The sequence below is a fragment of the Kluyvera chengduensis genome, assembly GCF_044197065.1.
Taxonomy (GTDB): domain Bacteria; phylum Pseudomonadota; class Gammaproteobacteria; order Enterobacterales; family Enterobacteriaceae; genus Kluyvera; species Kluyvera ascorbata_C.
In genome coordinates this window covers 1,177,206-1,201,169 of the sequence record NZ_JBIQOI010000001.1, presented here as the reverse complement: position 1 = coordinate 1,201,169, position 23,964 = coordinate 1,177,206, and the positions used below count along the sequence as shown (strand labels likewise).

The following is a 23,964-nucleotide window of genomic DNA, read 5'->3' as shown; positions in this document are numbered from 1 at the left end:
CTTCAGCAACAGAATAACCGCGCTCCGTTATCTGACGGACGGCTTCTTCCTTAAATTCAGGTGTAAATCGTGGTGTGCCCATACGCTCCTCCTATACTCAAACTATAGGGCAGGATCGTCTACCGGGGTGGGGTCAGTCCAACTATAGGGCAGGATCGTCTACCGGGGTGGGGTCAGTCCAGTTTGACGATTGTCCCGTAATTTGAAAAAGGGGGCAAGAAGCCTAGAAAACTGAGCTCTTATCCCCTCTATATCCGGAGGGCATTCTTTGGAAAGGCCTGTTAGTCGCTAGTCAGGTTTATCAAATTTAGAAGGGAGAAATGTTTTCTGCAGCCATTGCATGCGATGTTTATCGTATAAATATATGTTCCACCAAGTTAGACCTCGTTCATGTAAGCCGGGTGTTAGCTTTTCTTCTTCTTTAGTGGTCATAGGGAGAAACATCAGGGTTGAAGCATTTTTCTCCAAGGAAAGGACGACTGGTCTTGATTCAAGATAAAGCTGTTGCTGTTGTTCATATAAGAGCGCGGTTAAAGAAAGACACCACAGGTATACAACGAAAAACGAAACCGATATCAATTTTACAAGTAGTCGGCCTATGGGAAGCCCAGCCCTTAAACTAATGAAGAACATGATAATTGCAAAAACAAACGCAAATTTGAGCAATTCATGCACTTGATACCAAATCTCGGGGAGGTTGTAACTTGGCTCATTCTTTGACTCTAGTCTTACGCTCTCTAACGCTAAGTAGTATGCCTCGCCCAGACTTCTCGTCATCGGATACTGTCGTATGAGCGCAAGCTTCTGAGACTGGGACATGAAGTCGGAGAGGAGTAGATCGGGTTGAAAAGAAATGTGTGGAGGAAGATCGCTAACTAAGCTCGTTACTGGACCGTTCAAAAGAAACATTACGCTGATAACAACCACAATAGAAATAGTCGGTACCAGCTTTGTAAGACCATAGGGCTCGAGGATCGTTCGGGCGCTTTCCAATGCCATACCGTACTTCTTCGCTCTCGCAACTGTTGCCCGAAATGCATAAATGGTTCCGATTGGGTGAAAAAACCTCGCCATAAAAAATGCAATGATACAGATCGCCAGAGGGGGCCAGGAGAATGACCAGATATCTTGCACCATCTTTGTTAAGTCACTGAACTGCACGGATTCTCCTTGAGGTTAGTCGAAGCAAAAACATACTGAGTGATAGCATTATGCAACTCTTCTATGTAGGCAAGTTTTCTCTGCAGTGTACAAAACTGTAAGTATCCCTAAAATCCGCGCCATTCTCTTTTAGAGAGTGGTAATGCTAGCTTGGAAGCGAGTAAAGAGAGCTATGGGCCTGCGCCCATTCCTGATGGTTTCAGGATTTAGTAAACTTCCGCTCCTCGCTCAAAACTGACATTTCGGTAATTTAATCCAGTGGACGCTAAATATTGATAATGGTTCTGCGTAGTCCTATTTCAGGTGTACTGGATATTCATCATTCCCTGTTCAGTTCGATAGATGGTCGCATCGACCTGCCAGGTAGACTGAATCAGCTCCGGGGTAAGCACAGCAGCAGGTTGACCGGACGCCACAACGTGACCTTCATGCAGCACGACCAGGTGCTGACAATATCTAGCAGCCAGATTCAAATCGTGTAATGCCATAATCACTGTAATCGGCAGCGCGGAAATAAGGCGCATCAGCTCCAGCTGGAATTGGATATCCAGATGATTTATCGGTTCGTCCAGTAATAGAATATCCGGTTGCTGAGTGAGCGCGCGGGCTATCTGACAGCGCTGACGCTCGCCGCCTGACAGACGTTGCCAGGTTCTGTGGATCAGTGCATCAAGCCTCATCAATGAAAGCGCCTGTTGTACAGCATCTTCATCCGCCTGCCGCCATGGCGTGAATGCATTGCGGTGCGGCGTGCGGCCGAGGCGAACAATATCAATAACACTCAGCTCCGCCTCTGCCTCTGCATGCTGTGGAACAAAAGCAAGCGTGCGGGAAAGCTGGCGCTGGCTCAAGTTACTTGTCAGCCTGCCGCCAATTTTCACTCCCTCACACGCGCAGGGCTGAACGCCAGCAATCGCGCGAATCAGTGTGGATTTACCAGAGCCGTTAGGACCGAGTAGCCCCACCGTTTGCGAACGGTGGGCAACAAAACTGATATCAGATAACACCCGACGAGCCTGGAGCGTCACACTTAGCTTATCAATCACGATATGCATTATTATTTATCCCGGTTGCGGTACAGAATCATGGCAAAAACAGGTGCGCCCACAAGCGCCGTTACTACGCCAATCGGCAAAACCTGATGACTAATCAGGGTGCGTGAGATCAGGTCTGCAAGAATCATAAAATGGCATCCGGCAAGAAAAGCAACAGGGATAGTGAGCAAATGACGATGCCCGGCGATCATGCGGGTTATATGCGGGATGACCAGCCCAACAAAGCCTACAGCACCGATGGCGCTGACGATTACCGCCGTAATCAACGCGGTAGTCAGCAGTAAAATAACGCGTACCTGAAGCACACGCGTGCCAAGCGTTGAGGAGACTTCCATGCCAAAGTTAAAGGTGTCCAGTGAGCGGCTATAGCAAACCACGATAAGCAACCCGATGATGACGACAGCGAAGCACAGCAGCGCATCAGCCCAGCGTACGCCACTCAGGCTACCCAGCAGCCAGAACATAACGCCTCGCGACTGTTCAGCATTGGCCGCCGTGCTGACAATGTACGATGTTAACGCGTTAAACAGCTGCGTACCGGCGATACCAGCCAGAATGATGCGTGCAGAGTTCGCGCGCATACCTCCCGATAACAATACAATCAGCATAAAAGCAGCACAGGCTCCGATAAACGCCCCAACCCCCGTCGTGATGGAGCCGCTGCCAATACCAAGCAACATTACGCTGACGGCGCCGGTTGAGGCACCCGCAGAGATACCCAGCAAATAAGGGTCGGCCAGCGAATTACGCAACAAGGATTGTAGAACCAGCCCGCATAACGCCAGCCCTCCACCGCAGCTGGCAGCCATCAGCGCACGACTCATACGGTACTGCCAGACAATCCCTGCTTCTACGGCGGGTAAATCAAAGTGCGTTAGCCCCAGACCATTGGTTATTGCGCGAAAGGCAGTCGCGAAACTTATCGGTATATCGCCAGTTGCCGCAGCAAGGATCATCATGACCGGCAGACTTAGTATCCCTAAGGAAATTATCAGGCTGATTTGCCAGTAAAAAACAGATTTGCTCATCATCTGGAGGGAGCGAAAGCGTTAATCTGTTGGCTAATCAGTTCTACGGCTTCTACGTTACGCAATGATGGATTGAGCGACATGGCAGGAACCACCACAATATGCCCTTGTCTGACCGCTGGCATTTCACGCGTAACGGGATCGGTTTCCAGGAACCGTTTTTTAGTCTCTACGTCATCGGCGGGATAAAGCCGTCTTTCCATACTCGCAATGACAATAATATCAGGCTGAGACTTAACGATATGTTCCCAGGTCACCGCAGGCCACTCTTCATCAGAATCGATGATATTATTCAGACCAAGTGTTTTATTAATCCAGCCAGGCGCGCCTTGGCTGCCTGCTATCCATGGATCGCCTTTCAGACGGGAACTTGAAAACCAGTAAACCACTTTAAGCGGCGCTCGCGGCTGCATGTGGATTTGCTGCTGCGCGGCGACAATACGGTCCGCCAGCTTCTGCTTCAGAGCCTCGCCTCGTGCTGGCACATCAAAAACACGCGCCAACGCCGAGATTTCATCAAGAATGACATCGATTGAGTAAGGTTTTGATCGTGCGCCATCGCCGTTGGAGGTCGCTGTGACCGTTTTTGCAGTACAGTCGGCTGGAGAGATCCAGGTCCTGATACCCAACTGTTCAAATTGTTGACGCGTAGCAACTTCTCCTTGCGGGCCAACGTGCCAGCTGTACTGAGCAAGAACAAGCTCAGGACGCTGGGCCGCTACGGCTTCGAATCCCGGCGCATTCTCAGCAAGTCGCTTCAACTCCGCCCCTTGCTTTTTCAAATCATCGGGTAATGCTCCAAACCAAACGGCAGTGCCTACAATTTTATCTTTCAGTTCCAGCGCCAGCATGAGTTCCGTTTCATGTTGACCAATTGTCACCACACGTGAAGGTGCATGGTTAAAGGTTTCTTTAACGCCGCAGTTTTCGATTGTCAGTGGATAGTTGTCGGCGGTTGCGCCAGTCAGGGGAATCAACAGCAGTGCAGACATCAATAGTGGGAAGGTGAGTTTCATAATTCCATATGCAAGGTTATGTTATAACGTAACAATATACGGATTCTAAAATTCGCTGTCAACGCATAGTACGCCTCCTGTATATATCAGGATCTCCTCTGAGCACCACCGCAGTGCAACCCCTAGAAATTCTTCCCCAAAATAGTGAGCGGCACCATAAGGAAAACACTAACATTCTGATAATAAGGACAATAAATATATGGCATATCTCTTGCTTAGATAAAACGGAAAGGGCAGCACACACAATCTAATCAATAGCTGGCTAGGGTTCCGGTTCACTGAGTGAATGACTGGTCCAAGAGCTGGCGACCTCTGAGAGGTTACACGGCGGGACAAAAGCCCGGGAGACAGCAGCACCAGTTGGTGTCGCGCTGCCCCCTAATTTTGTGCCACTCAGAGGTCAAGCATGAAGAAAACGCCATTACTCCGCACTCTTGTACTGTCGCTGGCGATGCTGGTCAGTCTCCCCACGTTTGCTGCTGTGAAAAAAGAGTTTAACGTCTGCTGGACCATCTACGCCGGGTGGATGCCCTGGGGCACCATTAGCAGCAGCAAAATTATCGATAAATGGGCTGACAAGTACGGTATCAAAATCAACGTGGTACAGCTCAACGACTATATCGAGTCCATCAACCAGTACACCGCGGGCCAGTTCGATGGCTGCACCATGACCAATATGGATGCGCTGACCATTCCGGCCGCAGGTGGGGTAGATAGCACCGCACTGATCCTCGGTAGCTACTCGGAAGGTAATGACGGCGTGGTGATGAAGGGTGAGGGCAAAACCCTCAAAGACCTGAAAGGGATGAAGGTCTACCTGCCAGAACTGTCCGTTTCCCACTACTTATTAGTCCGCGGTCTGGAAAAAGCGGGGTTGGCGGAAAAAGACGTTACCGTCGTGAATACCTCAGATGCGGATATCGTCTCGGCGTTTGGTACCTCCGGCGTACAGGCAGCCGTGGCCTGGAACCCGCAGCTTTCCGTTATCAAAGGCACGCCGAAAACGACCGAGGTGTTCAGCTCCTCGCAGGTACCGGGGGAGCTTATCGACATGATGGTCGTCAACAGCGAAACCCTGAAAGATAACCCTGCACTCGGCAAAGCCTTAACCGGCGCATGGTACGAAATGATGGGGATGATGAAAGCTCAGGATGCTAACGCGCTGAATGCGATGGCAGCCGCCTCCGGTACCGACCTGGCCGGGTATCAGGCGCAGCTCAAAACCACCCATTTGTTCTACACCCCACAGGACAACATTGCCTTTATCAGCTCCCCGGATCTGGCGAAAACTATGCAGCGTGTTGCCTCGTTCTCCTTTGATAAAGGGTTACTGGGCGATGGAGCGCAGAGCGCTGATTTTATCGGTATGCGCTTTCCTGGCAACGTGACTCTGGGCGATAACCAGAACATCAAACTGCGATTTGACGACAGCTTCGTGAAAATGGCCGCTGCCGGCACGCTGTGATAACGGACGGAGTTCCCATGCGACAAATTAATCGTCATCCCACTTCTGGTATGCGGCTGATGCTGGTCATGCTGCCGTTCCTCCTGCTGCTGGCGGTCTACTTCTTTGGCTCGGCGGTACGGCTGGAGGCCAACCCGCAGGACAAACTGCTGCCGGGTCTACAGCAGATGCTGGATGCGCTATCACGGATGGCGTTTAGCCCGGATAAACGCAGCGGTGAGTATCTGTTCTGGGTTGATACCCTGGTCAGTCTGGCGCGTCTGCTGGTTGGGCTGACCATTGCCTCACTGCTGGGTCTCTGTATCGGCGTGACGTCCGGCGTGTTCCCGCTGTGGCGTGCGTCGCTGTCACCGTTGATGACGGTGCTGTCGATGATCCCGCCGCTGGCGATTCTACCGGTGCTGTTTATCGTTTTTGGCCTCGATGAGTTGTCGAAAGTGATGCTGATTGTTATCGGCATTACGCCGATGCTGGCGCGCGATCTGGAGCATCGCGCCTGTGAAATCCCGCCAGAGATCCTGATTAAAGCCCAGACCCTGGGCGCGAACAGCTGGACGCTAGTGCTGCGCGTGGTGCTGCCTCAGCTGTTGTCGCGTCTGCTGACTTCGCTGCGTCTACTGCTGGGTTCGGCATGGTTATTCCTGATTTCGGCAGAAGCCATTTCATCCACTGCCGGATTGGGCTACCGCATTTTCCTCGTGCGTCGCTATATGGCCATGGACGTGATTATTCCTTATGTCCTGTGGATCACGCTGCTGGCCTGGCTGATGGATCTGGCGCTGCGCAAACTACATCAAACCTGTTTTCCCTGGGCGGAAGGAGGGAAGGCATGAGCTTTATCACTATCAACAATATCTGGCAGGAATACGGCGATCACGTCGTACTGGAGCGTCTTAACCTGCAGGTGAAAGAGGGCGAATTCTGCTCGATGGTTGGCGCGTCCGGTTGCGGAAAATCGACGTTTCTGCGCCTGCTGCTTGGTCAGGAAGCGCCGAGCCGGGGTTCTATCACTCTGGATGGTCAACAACTCCATGCTGAACCGGATAGCAGCCGGGGCGTGGTGTTCCAGCGCTATTCCGTTTTTCCGCACCTGAGCGTGCTGGATAACGTCGCCATAGGCCTCGAACTGCCGCAATCACCGCGCTTCGGGCGACTATTCGGTGCAAAAAAACGTGCGGCGCGCGAGCGGGCGACGGCGATGCTGGAAAAAGTCGGCCTTGGCCATGCGCTGGATAAATACCCGGCGCAGCTCTCTGGCGGCATGCAGCAGCGTTTAGCCATTGCCCAGGCGTTCATTATGCAACCGCGCGTACTTCTGCTCGACGAGCCCTTTGGCGCACTCGACCCGGGTATTCGTAAAGACATGCACGCGCTGCTGTTACAGCTGTGGAGTGAAACCCGCATGACCGTGTTTATGGTCACACACGATCTTTCCGAAGGTTTCAACCTCGGCACCCGTTTACTGGTGTTTGACAAAGTACGCATCGACCCGCAGGCCCCCAATGCCTTTGGCGCGCGTATTACCTATGACATTCCGCTCAACGAAACGCGACTCTCCGCGCTGAGCGGTACGGCTCCCGACAACGTTTATGCCTTAAGGGGTTAACCATATGAAGACCGAAACACTCTTGCGAGAAGAGATCTTACCGGGCGGCGGGCATCTTTCGTTTGTGCTCAAGCGCGGGCAGATCCTGCGTATGACGGATATCGACGGCGGGGCAAACGTCAGCCTGCTGATGCTTAATCCACATCACAAAAGCGAGCGTCTGAACCTGCCCGATACGCTGAAAGGTCAGCATACGGCGCGGCTCACCGCCGGGCACTGTTTTTACTCCGATATGGGCCGCGTTCTGGCAGGCGTAATTGCCGATACCAGCGGCTGGCACGACCCTTTTGGCGGCGTCCTGAACGCGCAGGAAGTGGCGGAAAAATACGGACAAGGGCGCTATCAGGAACGGCGCAACGGTTTCTACCGTAACGGCACCGATAACCTGCTGGTCGAGATGGGCAAGTGGGATCTCAACCTCGAAGACCTGCTGATGGTGGTTAATTTCTTCAGCAAGGTCACGGTGGATGACCACGGGCAGTTCAGCTTCCACAGCGGGCATTCGCAACCGGGGAGTTATATCGAGCTATTCGCGCCCATGGACACGCTGGTTGTGATGACCGCATTGCAGCATCCGATGGACCCGTCCCGCGAGTATGCGCCGCGCTCTGTGCAGCTGAGCTGGAGACAGGCTGAGGATGAAGACGCCGCCATTAACGCATTGCGGACTCGTCCGGAAAACGAACGCGCGCTTACCAATACCCAACTTTTTGCCCTCTAAGGAGCCATAAGATGACCGTAGCCAGCGAGAAACAAGCCCAGCACGCCAGCTTTCGCCACGTAATCCCAGCAGGTGAACCGTACCTGTTTGAAGTAAAGAAGGGGCAAACTTTGCGCCTGCTCGATCTGGAAGGTAATCAAGCCGTAGACACGCTGTTTTATAACGCGGATAAACCGCGCGAACGCTACGACGCCCAGCGCACGCTGCGCCGCCAGAACAACGCGTACCTGACCAGCGGCAGCGTGCTGTATTCGAACCTCGGCAACCCGCTGCTGACCATCGTCGCCGATACCTGCGGACGCCACGATACCCTCGGCGGCGCCTGCGCACAGGAGAGTAATACCGTCCGTTACGCCCTCGACAAACGGCATATGCATAGCTGTCGGGATAATTTTCTCTGCGCCTGCCTGCATGATGGCCGTCTGCAAAAACGCGACATTGGCGCGAACATCAACTTCTTTATGAACGTGCCGGTGACGCCGCAGGGCGGACTGACCTTTGAGGACGGCATCTCTGCGCCGGGTAAGTACGTTGAGCTACGCGCCGAGTGTAACGTCATCGTGCTCATTTCTAACTGTCCGCAGTTGAACAACCCCTGTAACGGCTGGAACCCAACGCCTGCCGAGGTGCTGATATGGAACTAACGCCAAGCCGCTGGCAACGCCTGCGTCGGGCGATTTATCGCCTGTTTGAAGTCCGAGCCGGACGCCTCCTGCCATAAACGCTTTTTCCCCCATGGACGACCATGGGTGAGCCGATTTTCGGTGGGACGACCCGCCACGATTGAGTCTGACCTATGCTGACGACACTCCTGATTGCGAACCGCGGGGCGATTGCCTGCCGCATTTTACGTACCCTGCGCGCTATGAACCTGCGCGGCGTGGCGGTCTATTCTGATGCTGACATCAGCAGCCTGCATATTCGCGAAGCTGATGAAGCTCTGAGCCTGGGCGATGGCCCGGCGGCCAATACCTATCTGGTGACGGAAAAAATCATCGCGGCCGCCAAAGCCAGCGGCGCACAAGCGATTCATCCGGGTTATGGTTTTCTGTCTGAAAATGCCGCTTTTGCGCAAGCTTGTGAAGCCGCAGGTATTGCCTTTGTCGGCCCGACACCGGAACAGTTGCGCCTGTTTGGCCTGAAACATACCGCTCGCGCGCTGGCTAAGCAGCACGGCGTGCCGATGCTGGAAGGTACTGAACTCCTGGCTGATGTGGCGGAAGCGCTGCACGCCGCTGAGCGCGTCGGCTATCCGGTAATGCTGAAAAGCACCGCGGGCGGCGGCGGTATCGGAATGCGCGTCTGTTATACCCCAGAAGAACTCAACGACGCATTCGATACCGTGGTGCGCCTGGGGAAAAACAACTTCAGCGATGCGGGGGTATTCATTGAGAAATACATCGAGCGGGCGCGACATCTTGAGGTACAGCTATTTGGCGATGGTAGAGGTGAAGTGATTTCCCTCGGCGTGCGCGACTGCTCAATACAGCGCCGCAACCAGAAAGTACTGGAAGAAACCCCCGCGCCGAATCTGCCTGAAGGAATGGAAAATGCCTTGTGTGAGGCAGCGATAAAGCTGGGTAAAGCGGTGAACTACCGCAGCGCGGGCACCGTCGAGTTTGTCTACGACAGTCACGCTGAACGGTTTTATTTCCTGGAAGTAAATACCCGTTTGCAGGTCGAACACGGTGTGACCGAACAGGTGTGGGGCGTGGACCTGGTGCGCTGGATGATTGAGCTGGCGGCAGGGACGTTACCGCCGCTGTCAACGCTGCGAGAAGGCCTCAAGCCTGATGGCCATGCGATTCAGGCGCGCGTTTACGCCGAAGATCCGGGTCGTCAGTTCCAGCCGTCTCCGGGGCTGCTCACCGAAGTCGTCTTCCCGGCAAATGACCGCCGGGCACTGCGTATCGACAGTTGGGTAGAATCCGGCTGCGAGGTCCCTCCGTTTTTTGACCCAATGCTGGCGAAAATCATCGCCTGGCAGCCAACGCGCGAGCAGGCGATTCGCGCATTGCACACGGCCCTCGGCGAAACGCGCCTTTACGGCGTAGAAACCAATCGCCTCTATCTACAACAGATTTTAACCTTTACCCCGTTTGCGATCGGAGAACCCTGGACTCGCTGCCTGGAAGGGCTTAAATACCAGGCGCTCACGCTGGAAGTCCTCAACGCCGGAACGCAAACCACGGTACAGGATTACCCCGGAAGAACCGGTTACTGGGCGGTGGGCGTTCCACCATCCGGCCCAATGGACAGCCGGGCGCTGCGTCTTGGCAACCGGCTGTTGGGAAATGATGCCAACGCCGCCGCGCTGGAAATTACCCTCAGTGGCCCGACGCTCAAATTTAATTGTGACGCACAACTGGTGGTCACCGGAGCAGAGATTGCGCTCACCCTCGATGGCGAGCCGCTGGCGAATAATCGTATTTTCACCGTACAGGCGGGCATGACGCTACGGATGGGCGACATCCGCAACCACGGTGTGCGCAGCTATCTGTGCCTGCGCGGCGGCTTCAACGTACCGGATTATCTGGGCAGCAAAAGCACCTTCACGCTGGGGCAGTTTGGCGGCCATGCGGGGCGTGCGCTGCGTACCGGCGACGTGCTGCATCTGGCGCCGTTAGCAGAGCGCGTTCAGGAAAGCGAACTGCCGCAAGCCCTGCGGTCCTCGCTAGGAACGGTGCGCGAGCTGCGTGTTGTCTATGGTCCTCACGGCGCGCCGGAGTATTTCACGCCGAATTATATGGCGACGTTTTTTGCTACCGAATGGGAAGTTCACTTTAACTCAAGCCGGACGGGCGTTCGCCTGATAGGGCCGAAACCGGAATGGGTTCGTGAGAGTGGTGGCGAAGCTGGCCTGCACCCATCAAACATTCACGATAACCCGTATGCCATTGGCGCGGTGGATTTTACCGGTGACATGCCGGTGATCCTGGGCCCGGATGGCCCGAGCCTGGGCGGATTTGTGTGCCCGGTCACGATTATCGAGGCCGATCTACCGGCGGTCGGACAGGTGAAAGCCGGCGATAAAATCCGCTTTGTTCCGGTCGATATCGCAACCGCGCGCCGTCTGGCGCAGGCTCAGGAAACCGAGATCGCCAGCCTGACGCCACAGTGCCCAGCCTGGCAACCCGCGGCTTTGGTCTCGCCAGTGGTGTTAAGTCTTGGGGCCGCCGATAAACGTCTGGTGGCAAGACTCTCTGGCGATACCCATCTGCTGCTGGAGATTGGCGAACCGGAGCTGGATCTGGTGCTGCGTTTTCGCGGCCATGCGTTAATGCAGGCGCTGGAGGAAAAAGCGCTGAATGGGATAGTCGACCTCACGCCTGGCATCCGTTCGTTGCAAATTCACTACCAGCCGGAAACGCTGTGTCTGGCAACGCTTCTGGAAATAGTCTCCGGAGTATGGCAGGGCGTTTGCGAACAGGATTCGCTGGCAGTGCCGTCTCGCATCGTCTGGCTACCGCTCTCCTGGGACGATCCGGCATGTCAGAAAGCCATCGACAAATACATGACCACCGTGCGTCGCGATGCGCCCTGGTGCCCAAGCAACCTTGAGTTTATTCGCCGCATTAACGATCTGGCGAATGTTGATGAAGTTTATAAAACGGTGTTCGACGCCAGCTATCTGGTGATGGGGCTCGGAGATGTCTATCTCGGTGCGCCGGTCGCGACGCCGCTTGATCCACGCCATCGACTTGTCACCACCAAGTACAACCCGGCGCGCACCTGGACGGCGGAAAACTCGGTGGGTATTGGCGGGGCCTATCTCTGTGTTTATGGCATGGAAGGGCCGGGCGGGTATCAGTTCGTTGGCCGTACGCTGCAAATGTGGAATCGCTATCATGCGGTGGAAGATTTTGACGGTAAGCCCTGGCTGCTGCGCTTCTTCGACCAGATTCGTTTCTACCCGGTTTCTGCCGACGAGTTATTGGCGATCCGCCGTGATTTCCCGCTGGGGCGTTATCCGCTGCGCATTGAACATACCACGCTGAATCTGGCCGAATACCAACAGTTTCTAGCGGATGAAGCTCCGGAAATTAAGGCTTTCCGCGCCCATCAGCAAGGGGCATTTGATGCGGAGCGCGAGCGCTGGATTGCCAACGGTCAGGCGCATTTTGACAGCAGCGATGTGGTGATAGAAGAGGGCGAAGATGTACCGTTAAGGGCCGGGCAGGCAGGCATCGACAGCCCGATATCTGGCAATCTGTGGCAGGTCAACGTTGAGGTTGGGAAAGCCGTACGCGAAGGCGACGTGCTGGTAATCCTGGAATCGATGAAGATGGAGATCCCATTAGTGGCCTCACAGGATGGCGTAGTCAGCCAGGTGCGCGTTCAACCGGGGTCGTCTGTGAGAGCGGGTCAGTGTGTGGTGGTGCTGGAAACTGAGGTCTGATGTATTTCATGCCTGATGGCTGAATTAGCCTGTTTAGCCATCAGGGGTTTGCGATTCAAATCAATCTCTATACTGATAGGCAATAGTTTTTAATTACATTGGATGTAATTGCCTGTCATTAACCTGGCTGCTTCCGGCACCAGATAGTCATATCAACCCGGCCTGAGCCGGGTTTTTTTATCTCTGGAGAAATGGGCAACATACGGCAGGGAAGGAGATTGCTCATAGATAACAACGTGTGTGGAACCAAAACGGGTGTGCTTACAAACCACGAGCGGTGACGTAAAGATCCTTTATAATTAATTTAACATAATATACATTATGCGCACCAACGTAGAGTCAGGCAGAATCCGGCGTTTTGTGGTCATGATTGCCCTGGTCGTTCAGTGCCTCTGAAAGCTCTTTCTCCAGTGCGGAAACTAACAAACTCGCCATTTGGTCATGATGGCTTCCACCACGATTCTTTTGCCAGGCATCTCGTTCACGACGAGCCTGCACAAGCTGATGCTCAATTTGTTTCACTGTTCTTGCCATTCAATGGTTCGTTTTACCGGGATACTTACACCACCACTTCACCCTCTACCTGTATATGAGTATCCCTGCGGCCGTCATAGTTACAAAGACTAAACCAATAAAGATATAGTCAGCTTTATCAGAGAGCTTATTGAGTTTGCTACCGTAAGTGATGGCTACAATTATTATCGCTCCAAGGATACCCAGGGCTACCCCAACTGCAATATCTTGCAGACTCCCAGGATTTTTTAGATAGGATTTTACTGCATCAAAAAAAGCGTAGATCAGCGGTAAAACAACGTACCACCAGTCTAAATCTATTTTATTACTTTTAGCGCGAAGGTAACTGAACGCCCATAGGCAAAAAATAACGTTCACACATGCAACATACTTTTCGGCATTTCCGACCATGTTGCATAAAATACCGCTCACAAACATCAGCAAGGCAAAAATATTGACATACTTGCAGAGCGCAAATTTTTTAAGTCCCTTCCTCCAGGCATTGTGCGCAGTTACTGTATTTCCTGACATCTATTCCTCCATTTCCATGTTTATTATTCCTAAGCTTTAAGGCTGCGCAAAGTATGCGGCCATCAAATTGGACGATTACGTAGTTTTCACCTTACCGTCTACTACGCGCTGGTGCCAACTATCCAACAGACGTGTAGATCAACTGCAAGCGCGGTACCGTTTTCAATTTTTGGATACGCCTTCCTCAGCATGCGTAATTATATGGACGTTTTCTACTACCAACTTCTGCCTAAAGAATGACGCCATCGCCAGCGCTCTGTTTTTTAAACGGTTCAATACTGCCGAATTGGGTTCCGGCTATCCTGCCGATGATGTCCAGACATCCGCCGATCAATCGACCACTGAACGTGATTTTTCCACTTTTTCCATCAAGGCGTTTCCACGCTGTTTCCTGGGTCAGATTAAACCCGGCGTCGGATTCTGCTCCCCACTGGTTCTCCTCAACCTGATACTGTGCTGACGCATACTGAGTGACCGTACTACCACGTTCGCTCTCCAGCACCGCCCAGATGCCACCTGTGGTTTCATCCAGTACTGTGGCGCCGAGCTCCATAAGGTTTGGGCCATGCGCTGTGGCCCAGCCGCTTAAGGTGGTCAGCGGGAAATGCAGCGTTGTCAGGTCTGAAAAGCCTGAAAACCACTTTGGCTCAACCGCTTTTAATTTATCGAAATCAATGTGTTCTAACAGTTCGATGGCCAGATCGCCTCCCCAGGGTGGCATCACGGCTTTGACCTCAGGGTCGCACAGAAACTGCATTAGCTCACTTGCCCGCACTGCTTTATCCGCACTCTTATTCTTATGCTGCGAACGCAAACACTGGCCTTCGATAACCCTGAATCCTTTGGATTTTAAGGCATTAATGGCCAGATCAAGCCGGGCATGGCGATGCGCAGGAACGCCCGACGATGGCGCGGTTATCGCAATTAAATCGCCAGAAACTAATCTGGACGGGAAGCGTGTTTTCATGGAATATTCCTTATTAACATCGAAATAACATATCCCATAAACTACTTACCTAACAACGCCTAAGGATAATCGACATGTCCGACTGGAACCCAACGCTGTATATGCAGTTCGGTGCAGAACGCTCACGCCCCGCCGCTGAACTGTTGGCGCGTATTCCGCTCAAAGATGTTGCTTCGGCTCTCGATCTTGGCTGCGGGCCGGGCAACAGCACGGCCCTGCTTTATCAACGCTGGCCAGATGCAGCCATTACCGGTATCGATACTTCTCCCGCGATGCTAAATGAAGCCCGAAACGCATTACCCAAATGCCATTTTATTGAAGCGGATATACGCTCTCTTCAGCCAGCAACACCGCCGGATCTGATTTATGCCAATGCCTCGTTACAGTGGATTTCGAATCACGACGAACTGCTTCCTGAACTTATCAGCCTGCTGAAATATAACGGTTTTCTGGCCGTTCAAATGCCGTATAACTGGGAAGAACCCTCGCATGTTTTGATGCGTGAAGTGGCAAAAGAGCAAGGCTATCCTAATCGCGGCCGCGACCCGCTACCGAGCGTTCATCGCTACTATGATATTTTGAGTCAGGCGGGATGTGAGGTCGATATCTGGCGTACGACCTACTATCACAAAATGAATTCGCACCAGGCGATTATCGATTGGGTTAGCGCCACCGGGTTGCGGCCGTGGCTGCAGGATCTGGATGAAGCGCAGAAGCAGCAATTTTTAGCGCGTTATCATCAACGGCTACAGGAACATTATCCGGTACAGCAAGATGGCCGGATATTGCTGGCATTCCCTCGCCTCTTTATGGTGGCGCAACGTAAATCGTAGTGAACGGAAGATGTCAGGTAAGGGTGATGGCAAAATTTTTTGCCAGCGCCCTTCTTCCCGCATCGGTAAAGCGTACTTCCCGGTAGCCAGCAATCCGTTCAACCCAGCCATGATGTTCGAAAGCCGCCAATAATGCCGCACCAGCGTTGCCACCAAGATGCGGCCGTCGTTCGCTCCAGTCCAGACAGGCGCAGACCGTTTTGCGCCGGGTTAGTGGATTAAGCGTGGCGCCTATTTGCTGAAAACCGGCTAATCCCACCGCAGAAAGCTCAGTCCCTTCCGCCGTAAACCAGCCCTTTTCCTGCATGAATGTATAGAGCCGGACGGCAACGTCGCCGGCCAGATGATCGTAGCAGGTTCGCGCTTTACGTAAATGCACCGGCGTCGTGATAGTTCGTGCCGGTTTTGCCCGCATGGATACGCCCATCAGCGTCTCCAGCAGTGTCGCAATCTCGTTCCCGGCCAGACGGTAATAGCGGTGACGCCCCTGAGATAAACAACTAATCAATTGCCCCTGCACTAATTTTGCCAGATGGGCGCTGGCGGTTGATGGGGCAATATCCGCGACGGTACTCAACTCGGTTGCCGTCCACGCCCTACCATCCATCAACGCGCACAGCATACTGACCCTTGACGGATCGGCAATCGCGGCGGCTACTTCTGACATGCTGCTTTCGAGGGTGTTGCCATCAGCGTTGGCCGGAGCGATGTTAAGCGGTTTATTCATCCCATTGTCCGGTGACTTGAGCGGCAAGCTCGTTATTATCGGTTAGCAGAATTAGTCGATTGGCATGATCGCTGTATTGTACGCGGATACTGATACCGTGTTCGGACAGCGCGGAAGCTATATTGCCCAGTTCTCCGGGGCGCTCCTGCTTCAATCGCCGGATAAGCGGTTCACTTACCGCGCTAACGCGCATCCCCGCGGCCTCAAGTACTGCCCGAGCCCGCTCGCCGTCGTTGACCAGAAAATGCGCATGGGATTCGTGACCAATGCTAAAAACGCCGCCGCCTTCAAGCCCTATGCCATTTTCCCCCAGCGTAGAGCCTAAACGCGCCAGCTCACCGGGAATATTACGCAGTATAACGTGGATATCATACATGAGCGGTATGCCTCGAATCAGATGAGTACTCACGGAGCACTTGAGCTACCCGAATGCGGTAGTGAGCAAAAATCGTTTGTTGTCCTTCTCGCTGCGCCGCCTGGTGCAGCGTGTTCCGTTTCCACGCCAGCACCGCTTCTTCATTTTCCCACCACGAGAGCGATAAAATTTTCCCTTCCGTACTCAAACTCTGAAAGCGTTCGATGGCAATAAAACCTTCAACGTTGTCGAGTTCTGAACGAAGTTGGGCGGCAAGTTCAAGATATCGGGCCTGCTTTTCAGCAACGGCGTTGGCTTCAAACAGTACGGCAATCATAGTGGTCTCCTCCAGATAAGTGGGACTACTATAGAGCGACGAAATAGCAATGCTTCGTCAGACAACGAAATGTGTCCGCGCCGCTAACGTAAATCATCCAGCAGGCTATCCACCCATTCAGCAAAGACGCGAACCTTATGCGACAGATGTCGGTGTGGGTACATCAGCGAGAGCTGACGCCGAGGGCAAGGATGATTTGGCAGCACCTCAACTAACTGACCATTGTCGATATAGGGCTGTAAAAAGAAATTCATACCCTGTAGTAAACCGAGTCCTGCGATACCGGCGGCGATATACACTTCGGAATTATCGAGGATAAGTTTCCCCGGCAGCGCGATTTCCGCAGTCCCCGTTGCCGTTTCAAAACGCCATGGCATGATCTGCCGACTGCTGCTGTTAATCCAGTTTACCCCCTGGTGATGTACCCGAAGGTCGTCCAACGTTTTTGGTGTACCGTATCGCGCCAGATACTCGGGGCTGGCGCAGGTGGTCATTTTGATATTCCCCAACGGTCGCGCTACATAGTCACCATCGTCAAGGTCACCCATGCGCAGCACGCAGTCCAGGCCATCGCGCAGCATATCCCGGCGCATGTCAGAGCTGCTGAGGATGATTTCGAGACTCGGATGTTTGGCGTAGAACTGGGGTAATTTCGGCACCACCACCAGGCGTGCAAAAGCGATGGGCATATCGACGCGTAGCTGACCATGTAACGGTTTTTCCGGCGCAAACGACGTCAGCAGATCGTCCGCCTGCGCCAACAGCGGCTTGCTACGGCGGTAAAACTCTTCGCCTTCCGGCGTCAGATAAATCCGCCGGGTGGTGCGCTGCAATAGTCTCACCCCGCTCTCTTTTTCCAGCTGCTGTAAGGCTTTGGTAACCGCTGGCCGGTGCAACTGCAAATTTTCAGCGGCCTTACTGAAGCTGCCTGAATCAATAATTTCAATAAAAATCTTAATATTTTCAAACAGATTCATCTGCATACGGACTGCCTTTGTGGCGCGTGACACTATTGTTATTTATTTAATAATAGTGATGAACATTTTTCACTATTTTTCTGAATAATGAAGGTGCCTACACTGCACGCATACCAGCCATTTTGCGCTGCAACCAGGAAATAACATCATGAAAAATAACCGTATCAGCCAGATCCTCGGCATTGAAAAACCTGTGATTCAGGGGCCGCTCTCATGGCTCACCGACGCGCGTCTAGTCGCGGCCGTCAGCAATGCCGGTGTCTTGGGCGTGCTGGGGCCAAACGCGGGCTTAACGGCGGAAACGGCGGTCTCTACGCCGGAAGAAACGGCAGAGAAAATGCGTGAAGAGATACGTAAAACCAAAATGCTGACCGATAAACCCTTTGGTGTGAACCTGATCCCAAGCCCGGATAACGATATCTGGACGCCAGATATTCTTAAAGTTATCAAAGAAGAAGCGGTTAAAGTGGTGGTGTATACCGGTTATGGCGAGGGGGCGATTATCCCCGCGCTGTTTAATGAGCTAAAAGCCGCTGGCATTACGATTATCTACCGCGATATCAACCCGACTCCTGAAAACAGCCGAGAAGCTGAACGTGCTGGGGCGGACATTATCGTGGCAACGGGCTTCGATGAAGGCGGTACGCTCCCGGCAACGGTGCTCGGTACCTTTTCTATCGTGCCGCTGATTGCTGACGCCGTCGAAAGTGTCCCGGTTCTGGCCGCCGGAGGGATTGTGGATAAGCGTACGGCGCGCGCCGCACATGCGCTGGGCGCAGAAGGCGTATTCGCGGGTTCCGTCTTTATCAGTACCGAAGAAAGCCGCGTGCCGTCGTCGATTAAAGAAATGATTGTCGACGCCAATGGTCTGGATCTGAACCTGTTCCGCACCCTCCCCGATTACTATCGTTCACTGCCGGGTAAGCTGACGTCAACGCTGGTTGAGATGGATAAAGCCGGTGCCAGCAAGGAAGAAATTGCCCATACCATGGGCGGCCTGCGCGGTTTGCGCGTGGGGATGCTGGAAGGCAACACCGATGAAGGTTATGTCGCGCTGGGAACCGGTATTGGTGGTATTCACCGAGTGATGAGCGTAGCGGACGTCGTGGAACAACTGACGGCGTAAGCCCATATTAATGCGGCCTGGTGGAAGCCAGGCCGCATTAATAATCAGGCAAATTTCAGGTAGACCTGCTCACCCTCAATCTGCACCGGATAGGTGGCGATCCCTTCGGTTAACGGGCTACACATCGCCTTGCCGGTTTTGATGCAAAAGCGCCCCTGATGCAACGGACACTCAATTTCGCCATCTTCCAGAAAACCATCGCTCAAGCGCGCATTACCGTGAGAGCAAAGGTTGGCGCTGGCAAATACCCCATCTTCGGTACGGTACAACGCAATATCATGACCGTTCACGTCAATGCCGATGACATCATCTTCCGGCAAGTCGGCGAGTTCAGCGGCTAAAATCCAGTTATCGGACATATACTCACCTCAGATTGGATAGATTAAGGAGTTAGGCACCAGTTCGCTGTCGAAAATGCACAGCCGGCTGGCAAAGCGCAGCCCTTCTGGCGTTTGTACGACGTTATCCAGGTAGTAACCCACGTTGAATACTTCGCTATGCCCGTCCGCTTTGGTACGGAAAATGGCATAGTGGGTGCGCGCAACAATCCCTTCCTCGGTGATCGCCGTTATATGCGGCAGCCCCACCACGTGACGCTGATAATACGGATCGTGGAACAGCGTCTCGGCCACGCCGTAGATCCTGTCTTTCAGCATCCCTTTGCTCTCCAGATTAATGGTGGAGAGCGGCAGATGGCGGTCGTAGTTTTCGCGCGGGATAACCTTATACACACAGTCATCGGTGAAGAGTTCGGTCCATTTATCCCATTCGGCGCGGTCTACGATATCGCTATATTCCGTTTGCAGCGTGACCAACTGCTGCCAGATTTCACTGTTAATCATCATGTTTTTAAATCTCCAGCACGCCGCGCCAATAGTGGTACATCCCGCGGATTAAGGTTTCCGAAACCATATGATCGGTATTTTCACAGCCGGTGCCGCCCATTTCCGCGATAGTGCGTTGAGAAGGGTTCTGGCGTAGTCCTTGCTGAGAAAATTCAACCACTTCGCCATCATCGGCGGAGACAAACCCGGCCGGGCCGAACAGGTTCGCCTGCTTCAGGCGGCGTTGGGTCATCTCCTCGGAATCATCGGCAAAACCGAAGTGAGTCCAGACAAAATCAAACTCATTCGCCCCGCGCGGCTGGATATGACGTACCGACATCGAGTTCACGTTCTGCTGAATCACCAGGCTTGGGAACAGCGTCATCATCACCACCGTCGGGCCGTTCCACCACGGTTCTTCAACCACGTCGAGGAAGCTGGAATCATTGAGCTGCATCTGTTCTTTAAAGCTGCTCACCCCTTGTGTTACCGCACTTTTCCCGCCGTTTCCTTTGCGGCTTATCATCGCCGCATGACGGTATTTATCGTCCATTATCAGCTGTGAGCGGTTATCCGCGCGCCATAGACCGAAGGTGACAAACCAGGTGTGCAGCAACCCCGCGTGGTACGGATCTTTAATATTTTCCTGCATCAACTTCCAGTTGCCGGGAATGCGCTGGCGGTTATAGCCCAGCAGCTTTAGTGGGCGGCCGCTGAATACGCGCTCGAAATAGGCCAGAATATCCGGCCCAAGATAGCGCTCCAGCGGTTCGACATCGAATGAGAACGAGGCAAACACCACGCCGTTATGGCAGGCGACGTTGAGTCTTTTTAGCCCGTGCTCAGATGGGTTGAAGTCTTTCGGCATACCACCGTTCACTTTGCCGTCCTGCTTCACGCCTCGACGGAACGGCACGCCCTGCAGATTACCGTCAAGGTCGTAGTTCCACTGGTGATATGGGCAGACAAAATCGCTGCGATTTCCCGATTTTTCACGGCAAAAGCGCATGCCGCGGTGGGCACAGAGGTTCTCCACCACGTTGATTTCACCCTGCTGATTGCGCACCACGATGACCGAGCGTTCGCCGACCACGCTGCGAACAAAATCGCCCGGTTCTGGGATTTCAGCTTCCAGCGCCACATAGCACCAGTGTTTGCCATAGAAGATTTTCTCCAGTTCGCGCTGGTAAATATCGTCGCGGGTATAGGCCCAGAACGGGATCCGGCTAGTGCCATCGTCAGGCCACAGTAAATTGTTTTGCGATTCAGAGGTGAAGTTCATCGTGACTCCTTTTTGTTATCAGTGCAGGTAAACGACATTACGGTTGGTAATAAAACGCATCGGCGTGAATATCCTCTGCCCTTGCCCCCAACGCTTTTGCCTGAAGCGTCATCGCCTCAACCATCGCAGGAGGCCCGGCGGGATAAACCTTCCAGCCCGCCAGCGTCGATAAATCCTGAGCTACAGCCGCAGGCAATCTTCCGCCACGGCTACCCGGTGTTGATGCCTCCTGGCTGAGTACCACCTGATAGCGAAAGTTGCTGTAGGTTTGTGCCAACGCATCTAACGCCTCGATGCCATAGAGATCGGCTGCCCAGCGGCTGCCGTAATAGAGGTGAATGGGGTTATCCATACCGGCCGCCAGTGCAGAACGGATAATAGAGAGCTGCGGCGCAAGACCCGTGCCGCCAGCAACGCAAAGCATCGGGCCTTCATGTCTCTGACGCAGCCAGCTGGCGCCCAGTGGACCGTTGAGTTTGATGGCGGTACCCGGTTTGAGCGTTTCCAGTAATCCTGGCGTCACTCGCCCGTCGGCAACGATACGAATATGAAACTCCAGCTCGTCGTCTTGCGGGCAGCTAGCCATGGAGTAGCTACGCTGGCCGCCGCCGGGAAATGTCAGGCGGACAAACTGCCCGGCAGACCAGGAAAACGGCTTGGCGGGTTTTAAGCAGAGACGCCAGACGTCAGGACACAGCGGCGTAAAAGAGACCACCGTGGTTTTGAGAGTGCGTGCCGGATGCACCACAATTTCATCCGCAGGCGGGAGTTCAATAACGCTCGGTGACAACAGCGTGGCGCAGCAGGCCAGTACCTCGCCGGCGTCCAGTTCTGGTGCATCGTCCGGCAGCGTATGGGCAACGTCACCCGAGATCACCCGACAACGACAGGTTTGACAGCGCCCGGCCATGCAGCTGTAAGAGATAGGAATTTGGTGCTCACGTAATACATCCAACAGATTACTGCCGGGGGTAACGGTGACCTGACGGCGAGACGGCATGAAATCCACTTGCATCACAGTTCCTTACCATTAATGTTGTTATTTTGTTAATGAATCGTATAAAGAAACGGAGCGGTGAGATATGCCGTGGGGTTTATAGCGGTTATTAATCGGATTGATAACGATATCTATGTCACGTTTAGCTGAAGTCGACCTGAACCTGCTGGTGCTGTTTCGCCATATGTACAATGAGCGTCACACTGGCAGAGTCGCAGAAATGATGGGCCTCACGCAGCCTTCCGTCAGCCATGCCATCAAGCGCTTGCGCACGATGCTCGGCGATGAGCTGTTTGAAAAGGCCTCCCGAGGGATGCGCCCTACGCCATATGCCGAAGCCATTGCCGGTGATGTGGATGAGATCCTCAGCGCGCTGGAAAAGACGCTGAGCTACCGTAACAGCTTTAACCCCTGGGAAAGTCAGCGTGAATTTCGCGTCGCAATGACCGACCTTGGAGAGATCTATCTGCTGCCCCGGCTGATGAATTTGTTGAGTAAAGAAGCGCCCGGCGTGCGTATCACCACAGTGCGTGATACCGCGGTGCCGTTAAAAACAGAGATGGAAAACGGTGGCGTGGATCTGGCCATTGGTCTGCTGCCGCAGCTGGAGGCCGGGTTTTATCAGCGGCGGCTCTTCGATCAGCGCTATGTCTGCTTAATGCGTAAAGACCATCCACTGAGCAACGCGACCTTTGACGAAGCCGCCTTTCGCGAGGCACAGCATATCAAGGTGATGGCGCAGGACTCCGGGCATAAACGTATTTTTGAGCTTTTTGCCAAAGCGGGTATCGCCGACCAGGGGCTGCTGTGTGTCCCCCACTTTATGGCGATTCCCTATATTCTGAGCGAAACCGATTTTATCGTCACGGTGACGGAAAAGCTGGCATTACAGACGGCGCAGCGGTTCGGGCTTGCCATCCGCCCCTTGCCTTACGATCTACCCACCATCCAGATTAACCTGTTCTGGCATAGCCATGTGCATCAGGATGCGGCCAACACCTGGCTACGCCGTTGTTTTATGCGCTTGTTTACCGAGTAGTTAACCGATGCATAAAACGCACCGGGTCAATAATGGCCCACTGATGCGTCCCTTCACCGATGAGCCCATGAGAATCACGGCAGCTGACGCGGAATAACAGCAAGCGCCCCTCGATTTTCTCCAGCGTCACGCTGGCTGTCACCGTGTCATCGATCACGCCGAATCAGGAACCAGCATGATCATTTTCAGCGCCCGGTTGCTTGCCAGTTGCCAGCTAAGCTGACGATAGGTCAGATCGCCTCGCGTGACATGGTGAAAAATGCGCTCACCGCCTTCCCGCACGATAACCTGCTGTTGGGACCAGAATTCGCGAAAATCGCTACTGTTTTCGCTCATTTGCTGCACAAATGCATTAAGCGTGGTGTCGTTAGGATAGTGAATAGCATCAGCGCGGAGCTCCGCGACAATACGGCGAGCGCGCACTTCCCAGTTATCGACCAGTTCTCGGGCGAGTGGATTCAGGAACATAAAGTGCATCATGTTCGGGGCTTTTTCGATATCGAGAAAGCCGGTAAACAGCGCTTCGGCACCTTTGTTCCACGACAGCACCTGCCAGGTGAGATCCAGTAAGTAACAGGGCTCTGACACGGCGTATACGGCGGACAAAATGGTCTGCTCTACGGCGGGAACCTGCTCAACCAGCGGATCGCTTTTATGCGCCAACAAAAACAGATATTCCCGCTCCGCAGGCTTGAGCTGGAGCGCAAAGGCAATGCCTGACAGCGTTTGAGCCGAAACGGTGATATCGCGTCCCTGCTCAAGCCAGGTATACCAGGTGGTGCTGATCCCACTCATCTGCGCCACCTCTTCCCGGCGCAGCCCTTTTGTTCTCCGGCGTGAAAGCACCGGGATCCCCAGCATTTCCGGTGAGGTATTTTCCCGTTTGACGCGTAAGAATGTCCCCAGCGCTTCTGGCCCTTTCAGTCCCGTGTTGTCCATGGTAGTAACTCGATATACCAGTATAAGTACCAATATTGTACCCGTATTAATCCCGGCGTATAGTCC

General features: G+C 53.6%; 26 protein-coding genes, 1 pseudogene and 1 riboswitch. Of the genes and pseudogenes, 9 read left to right on the top strand and 18 right to left on the bottom strand.

Annotated features, from left to right (window positions below):
* From ACH1XZ_RS05570 to ACH1XZ_RS05550, 5 genes are all read right to left on the bottom strand, one after another.
* A partial coding sequence (locus ACH1XZ_RS05570) for a transposase (protein ID WP_395594709.1) occupies positions 1-82 on the bottom strand: 82 nt, incomplete at its 3' end.
* Between the two features lie 206 nt (positions 83-288).
* Positions 289-1,161, bottom strand: coding sequence for a hypothetical protein (locus tag ACH1XZ_RS05565; RefSeq protein ID WP_395594661.1), 873 nt, complete (start codon positions 1,159-1,161; stop codon positions 289-291).
* A gap of 299 nt (positions 1,162-1,460) precedes the next feature.
* Positions 1,461-2,216 carry an ABC transporter ATP-binding protein gene (locus ACH1XZ_RS05560; protein WP_395594660.1) on the bottom strand — a complete coding sequence of 252 codons (756 nt, stop codon included), beginning with the start codon at positions 2,214-2,216 and terminating at the stop codon, positions 1,461-1,463.
* 2 nt (positions 2,217-2,218) lie between these two features.
* The gene (locus ACH1XZ_RS05555) at positions 2,219-3,244 is read right to left on the bottom strand and encodes a FecCD family ABC transporter permease (RefSeq protein WP_395594659.1); all 1,026 of its coding nucleotides are present in this window, start codon (positions 3,242-3,244) and stop codon (positions 2,219-2,221) included.
* Positions 3,244-4,260 (bottom strand): ABC transporter substrate-binding protein, encoded by a 1,017-nt coding sequence (locus ACH1XZ_RS05550; RefSeq protein ID WP_395594658.1) that lies wholly within the window; start codon positions 4,258-4,260, stop codon positions 3,244-3,246. The genes ACH1XZ_RS05555 and ACH1XZ_RS05550 overlap by 1 nt, the downstream gene beginning before the upstream one ends.
* Positions 4,261-4,511: 251 nt before the next feature.
* A riboswitch (guanidine-I (ykkC/yxkD leader) is annotated at positions 4,512-4,609 on the top strand.
* A gap of 57 nt (positions 4,610-4,666) precedes the next feature.
* Here ACH1XZ_RS05550 and ACH1XZ_RS05545 point away from each other — a divergent pair.
* From ACH1XZ_RS05545 to uca, 6 genes are all read left to right on the top strand, one after another.
* Positions 4,667-5,725: a putative urea ABC transporter substrate-binding protein gene (locus tag ACH1XZ_RS05545; protein ID WP_395594657.1), complete on the top strand. Its 1,059-nt coding sequence runs from the start codon at positions 4,667-4,669 to the stop codon at positions 5,723-5,725.
* A gap of 17 nt (positions 5,726-5,742) precedes the next feature.
* Complete coding sequence (locus tag ACH1XZ_RS05540) at positions 5,743-6,558, top strand: ABC transporter permease (protein WP_395594656.1); 816 nt, start codon at positions 5,743-5,745, stop codon at positions 6,556-6,558.
* A complete protein-coding gene (locus ACH1XZ_RS05535) occupies positions 6,555-7,331 on the top strand; it encodes an ABC transporter ATP-binding protein (RefSeq protein ID WP_395594655.1) in 777 nt (258 codons plus the stop codon). Before ACH1XZ_RS05540 ends, ACH1XZ_RS05535 begins: the two co-directional genes overlap by 4 nt.
* Positions 7,332-7,335: 4 nt before the next feature.
* Positions 7,336-8,052, top strand: a complete 717-nt coding sequence (locus ACH1XZ_RS05530; protein WP_395594654.1) for an urea amidolyase associated protein UAAP1 — start codon at positions 7,336-7,338, stop codon at positions 8,050-8,052.
* A gap of 11 nt (positions 8,053-8,063) precedes the next feature.
* A complete protein-coding gene (locus tag ACH1XZ_RS05525) occupies positions 8,064-8,696 on the top strand; it encodes an urea amidolyase associated protein UAAP2 (RefSeq protein ID WP_163446363.1) in 633 nt (210 codons plus the stop codon).
* Between the two features lie 152 nt (positions 8,697-8,848).
* Positions 8,849-12,451: an urea carboxylase gene (uca, locus tag ACH1XZ_RS05520; RefSeq protein ID WP_395594653.1), complete on the top strand. Its 3,603-nt coding sequence runs from the start codon at positions 8,849-8,851 to the stop codon at positions 12,449-12,451.
* A gap of 339 nt (positions 12,452-12,790) precedes the next feature.
* On the opposite strand, the gene ACH1XZ_RS05515 is transcribed toward uca, so the two are convergent.
* The 3 genes and pseudogenes from ACH1XZ_RS05515 to ACH1XZ_RS05505 all read right to left on the bottom strand — a co-directional run.
* Positions 12,791-12,985 (bottom strand): hypothetical protein, encoded by a 195-nt coding sequence (locus tag ACH1XZ_RS05515; protein ID WP_395594652.1) that lies wholly within the window; start codon positions 12,983-12,985, stop codon positions 12,791-12,793.
* Between the two features lie 45 nt (positions 12,986-13,030).
* Complete coding sequence (locus ACH1XZ_RS05510; RefSeq protein ID WP_395594651.1) at positions 13,031-13,495, bottom strand: hypothetical protein; 465 nt, start codon at positions 13,493-13,495, stop codon at positions 13,031-13,033.
* Positions 13,496-13,727: 232 nt separating this feature from the next.
* Positions 13,728-14,462 (bottom strand): annotated as a pseudogene (locus tag ACH1XZ_RS05505) (S66 family peptidase); the annotation flags it as partial.
* A gap of 74 nt (positions 14,463-14,536) precedes the next feature.
* On the opposite strand from ACH1XZ_RS05505, the gene tam reads away from it, so the two are divergent.
* Positions 14,537-15,295: a trans-aconitate 2-methyltransferase gene (gene tam, locus ACH1XZ_RS05500; protein ID WP_395594650.1), complete on the top strand. Its 759-nt coding sequence runs from the start codon at positions 14,537-14,539 to the stop codon at positions 15,293-15,295.
* A gap of 13 nt (positions 15,296-15,308) precedes the next feature.
* Here the strand turns inward: tam and ACH1XZ_RS05495 are convergent, their stop codons facing one another.
* From ACH1XZ_RS05495 to ACH1XZ_RS05480, 4 genes are all read right to left on the bottom strand, one after another.
* Entirely contained in the window at positions 15,309-16,022 is a 714-nt protein-coding gene (locus ACH1XZ_RS05495; RefSeq protein WP_395594649.1) for an ArsR/SmtB family transcription factor, read from the bottom strand.
* A complete protein-coding gene (locus ACH1XZ_RS05490; RefSeq protein ID WP_395594648.1) occupies positions 16,015-16,398 on the bottom strand; it encodes an amino acid-binding protein in 384 nt (127 codons plus the stop codon). The genes ACH1XZ_RS05495 and ACH1XZ_RS05490 overlap by 8 nt, the downstream gene beginning before the upstream one ends.
* Entirely contained in the window at positions 16,391-16,714 is a 324-nt protein-coding gene (locus ACH1XZ_RS05485) for an antibiotic biosynthesis monooxygenase family protein (RefSeq protein ID WP_395594647.1), read from the bottom strand. The genes ACH1XZ_RS05490 and ACH1XZ_RS05485 overlap by 8 nt, the downstream gene beginning before the upstream one ends.
* A gap of 83 nt (positions 16,715-16,797) precedes the next feature.
* Positions 16,798-17,691, bottom strand: a complete 894-nt coding sequence (locus ACH1XZ_RS05480; RefSeq protein WP_395594708.1) for a LysR family transcriptional regulator — start codon at positions 17,689-17,691, stop codon at positions 16,798-16,800.
* Positions 17,692-17,839: 148 nt separating this feature from the next.
* Here ACH1XZ_RS05480 and ACH1XZ_RS05475 point away from each other — a divergent pair, with 148 nt between their 5' ends.
* Positions 17,840-18,817 carry an NAD(P)H-dependent flavin oxidoreductase gene (locus ACH1XZ_RS05475; RefSeq protein WP_395594646.1) on the top strand — a complete coding sequence of 326 codons (978 nt, stop codon included), beginning with the start codon at positions 17,840-17,842 and terminating at the stop codon, positions 18,815-18,817.
* A gap of 44 nt (positions 18,818-18,861) precedes the next feature.
* Here ACH1XZ_RS05475 and ACH1XZ_RS05470 read toward each other — a convergent pair whose 3' ends face one another.
* Genes ACH1XZ_RS05470 through ACH1XZ_RS05455 form a run of 4 tightly spaced genes read right to left on the bottom strand, consistent with a single transcriptional unit; the run spans position 18,862 to position 21,938 of the window.
* Entirely contained in the window at positions 18,862-19,176 is a 315-nt protein-coding gene (locus ACH1XZ_RS05470; protein WP_035896118.1) for a non-heme iron oxygenase ferredoxin subunit, read from the bottom strand.
* Positions 19,177-19,185: 9 nt separating this feature from the next.
* Positions 19,186-19,662: an aromatic-ring-hydroxylating dioxygenase subunit beta gene (locus ACH1XZ_RS05465; RefSeq protein WP_395594645.1), complete on the bottom strand. Its 477-nt coding sequence runs from the start codon at positions 19,660-19,662 to the stop codon at positions 19,186-19,188.
* Positions 19,663-19,666: 4 nt separating this feature from the next.
* On the bottom strand, positions 19,667-20,923 hold the full coding sequence (locus ACH1XZ_RS05460) for an aromatic ring-hydroxylating dioxygenase subunit alpha (RefSeq protein ID WP_395594644.1): 1,257 nt from the start codon (positions 20,921-20,923) through the stop codon (positions 19,667-19,669).
* A gap of 37 nt (positions 20,924-20,960) precedes the next feature.
* Positions 20,961-21,938 (bottom strand): 2Fe-2S iron-sulfur cluster-binding protein, encoded by a 978-nt coding sequence (locus ACH1XZ_RS05455; RefSeq protein WP_395594643.1) that lies wholly within the window; start codon positions 21,936-21,938, stop codon positions 20,961-20,963.
* Positions 21,939-22,053: 115 nt separating this feature from the next.
* On the opposite strand from ACH1XZ_RS05455, the gene ACH1XZ_RS05450 reads away from it, so the two are divergent.
* Complete coding sequence (locus ACH1XZ_RS05450) at positions 22,054-22,959, top strand: LysR family transcriptional regulator (RefSeq protein ID WP_395594642.1); 906 nt, start codon at positions 22,054-22,056, stop codon at positions 22,957-22,959.
* Here ACH1XZ_RS05450 and ACH1XZ_RS05445 read toward each other — a convergent pair.
* Both ACH1XZ_RS05445 and ACH1XZ_RS05440 read right to left on the bottom strand, forming a co-directional pair.
* Positions 22,949-23,116 carry a thioesterase, FlK family gene (locus ACH1XZ_RS05445; RefSeq protein WP_395594641.1) on the bottom strand — a complete coding sequence of 56 codons (168 nt, stop codon included), beginning with the start codon at positions 23,114-23,116 and terminating at the stop codon, positions 22,949-22,951. The two genes, ACH1XZ_RS05450 and ACH1XZ_RS05445, sit on opposite strands and share 11 nt — an antisense overlap.
* On the bottom strand, positions 23,113-23,898 hold the full coding sequence (locus ACH1XZ_RS05440; protein ID WP_395594640.1) for a helix-turn-helix transcriptional regulator: 786 nt from the start codon (positions 23,896-23,898) through the stop codon (positions 23,113-23,115). The genes ACH1XZ_RS05445 and ACH1XZ_RS05440 overlap by 4 nt, the downstream gene beginning before the upstream one ends.
* Positions 23,899-23,964 lie beyond the last annotated feature (66 nt).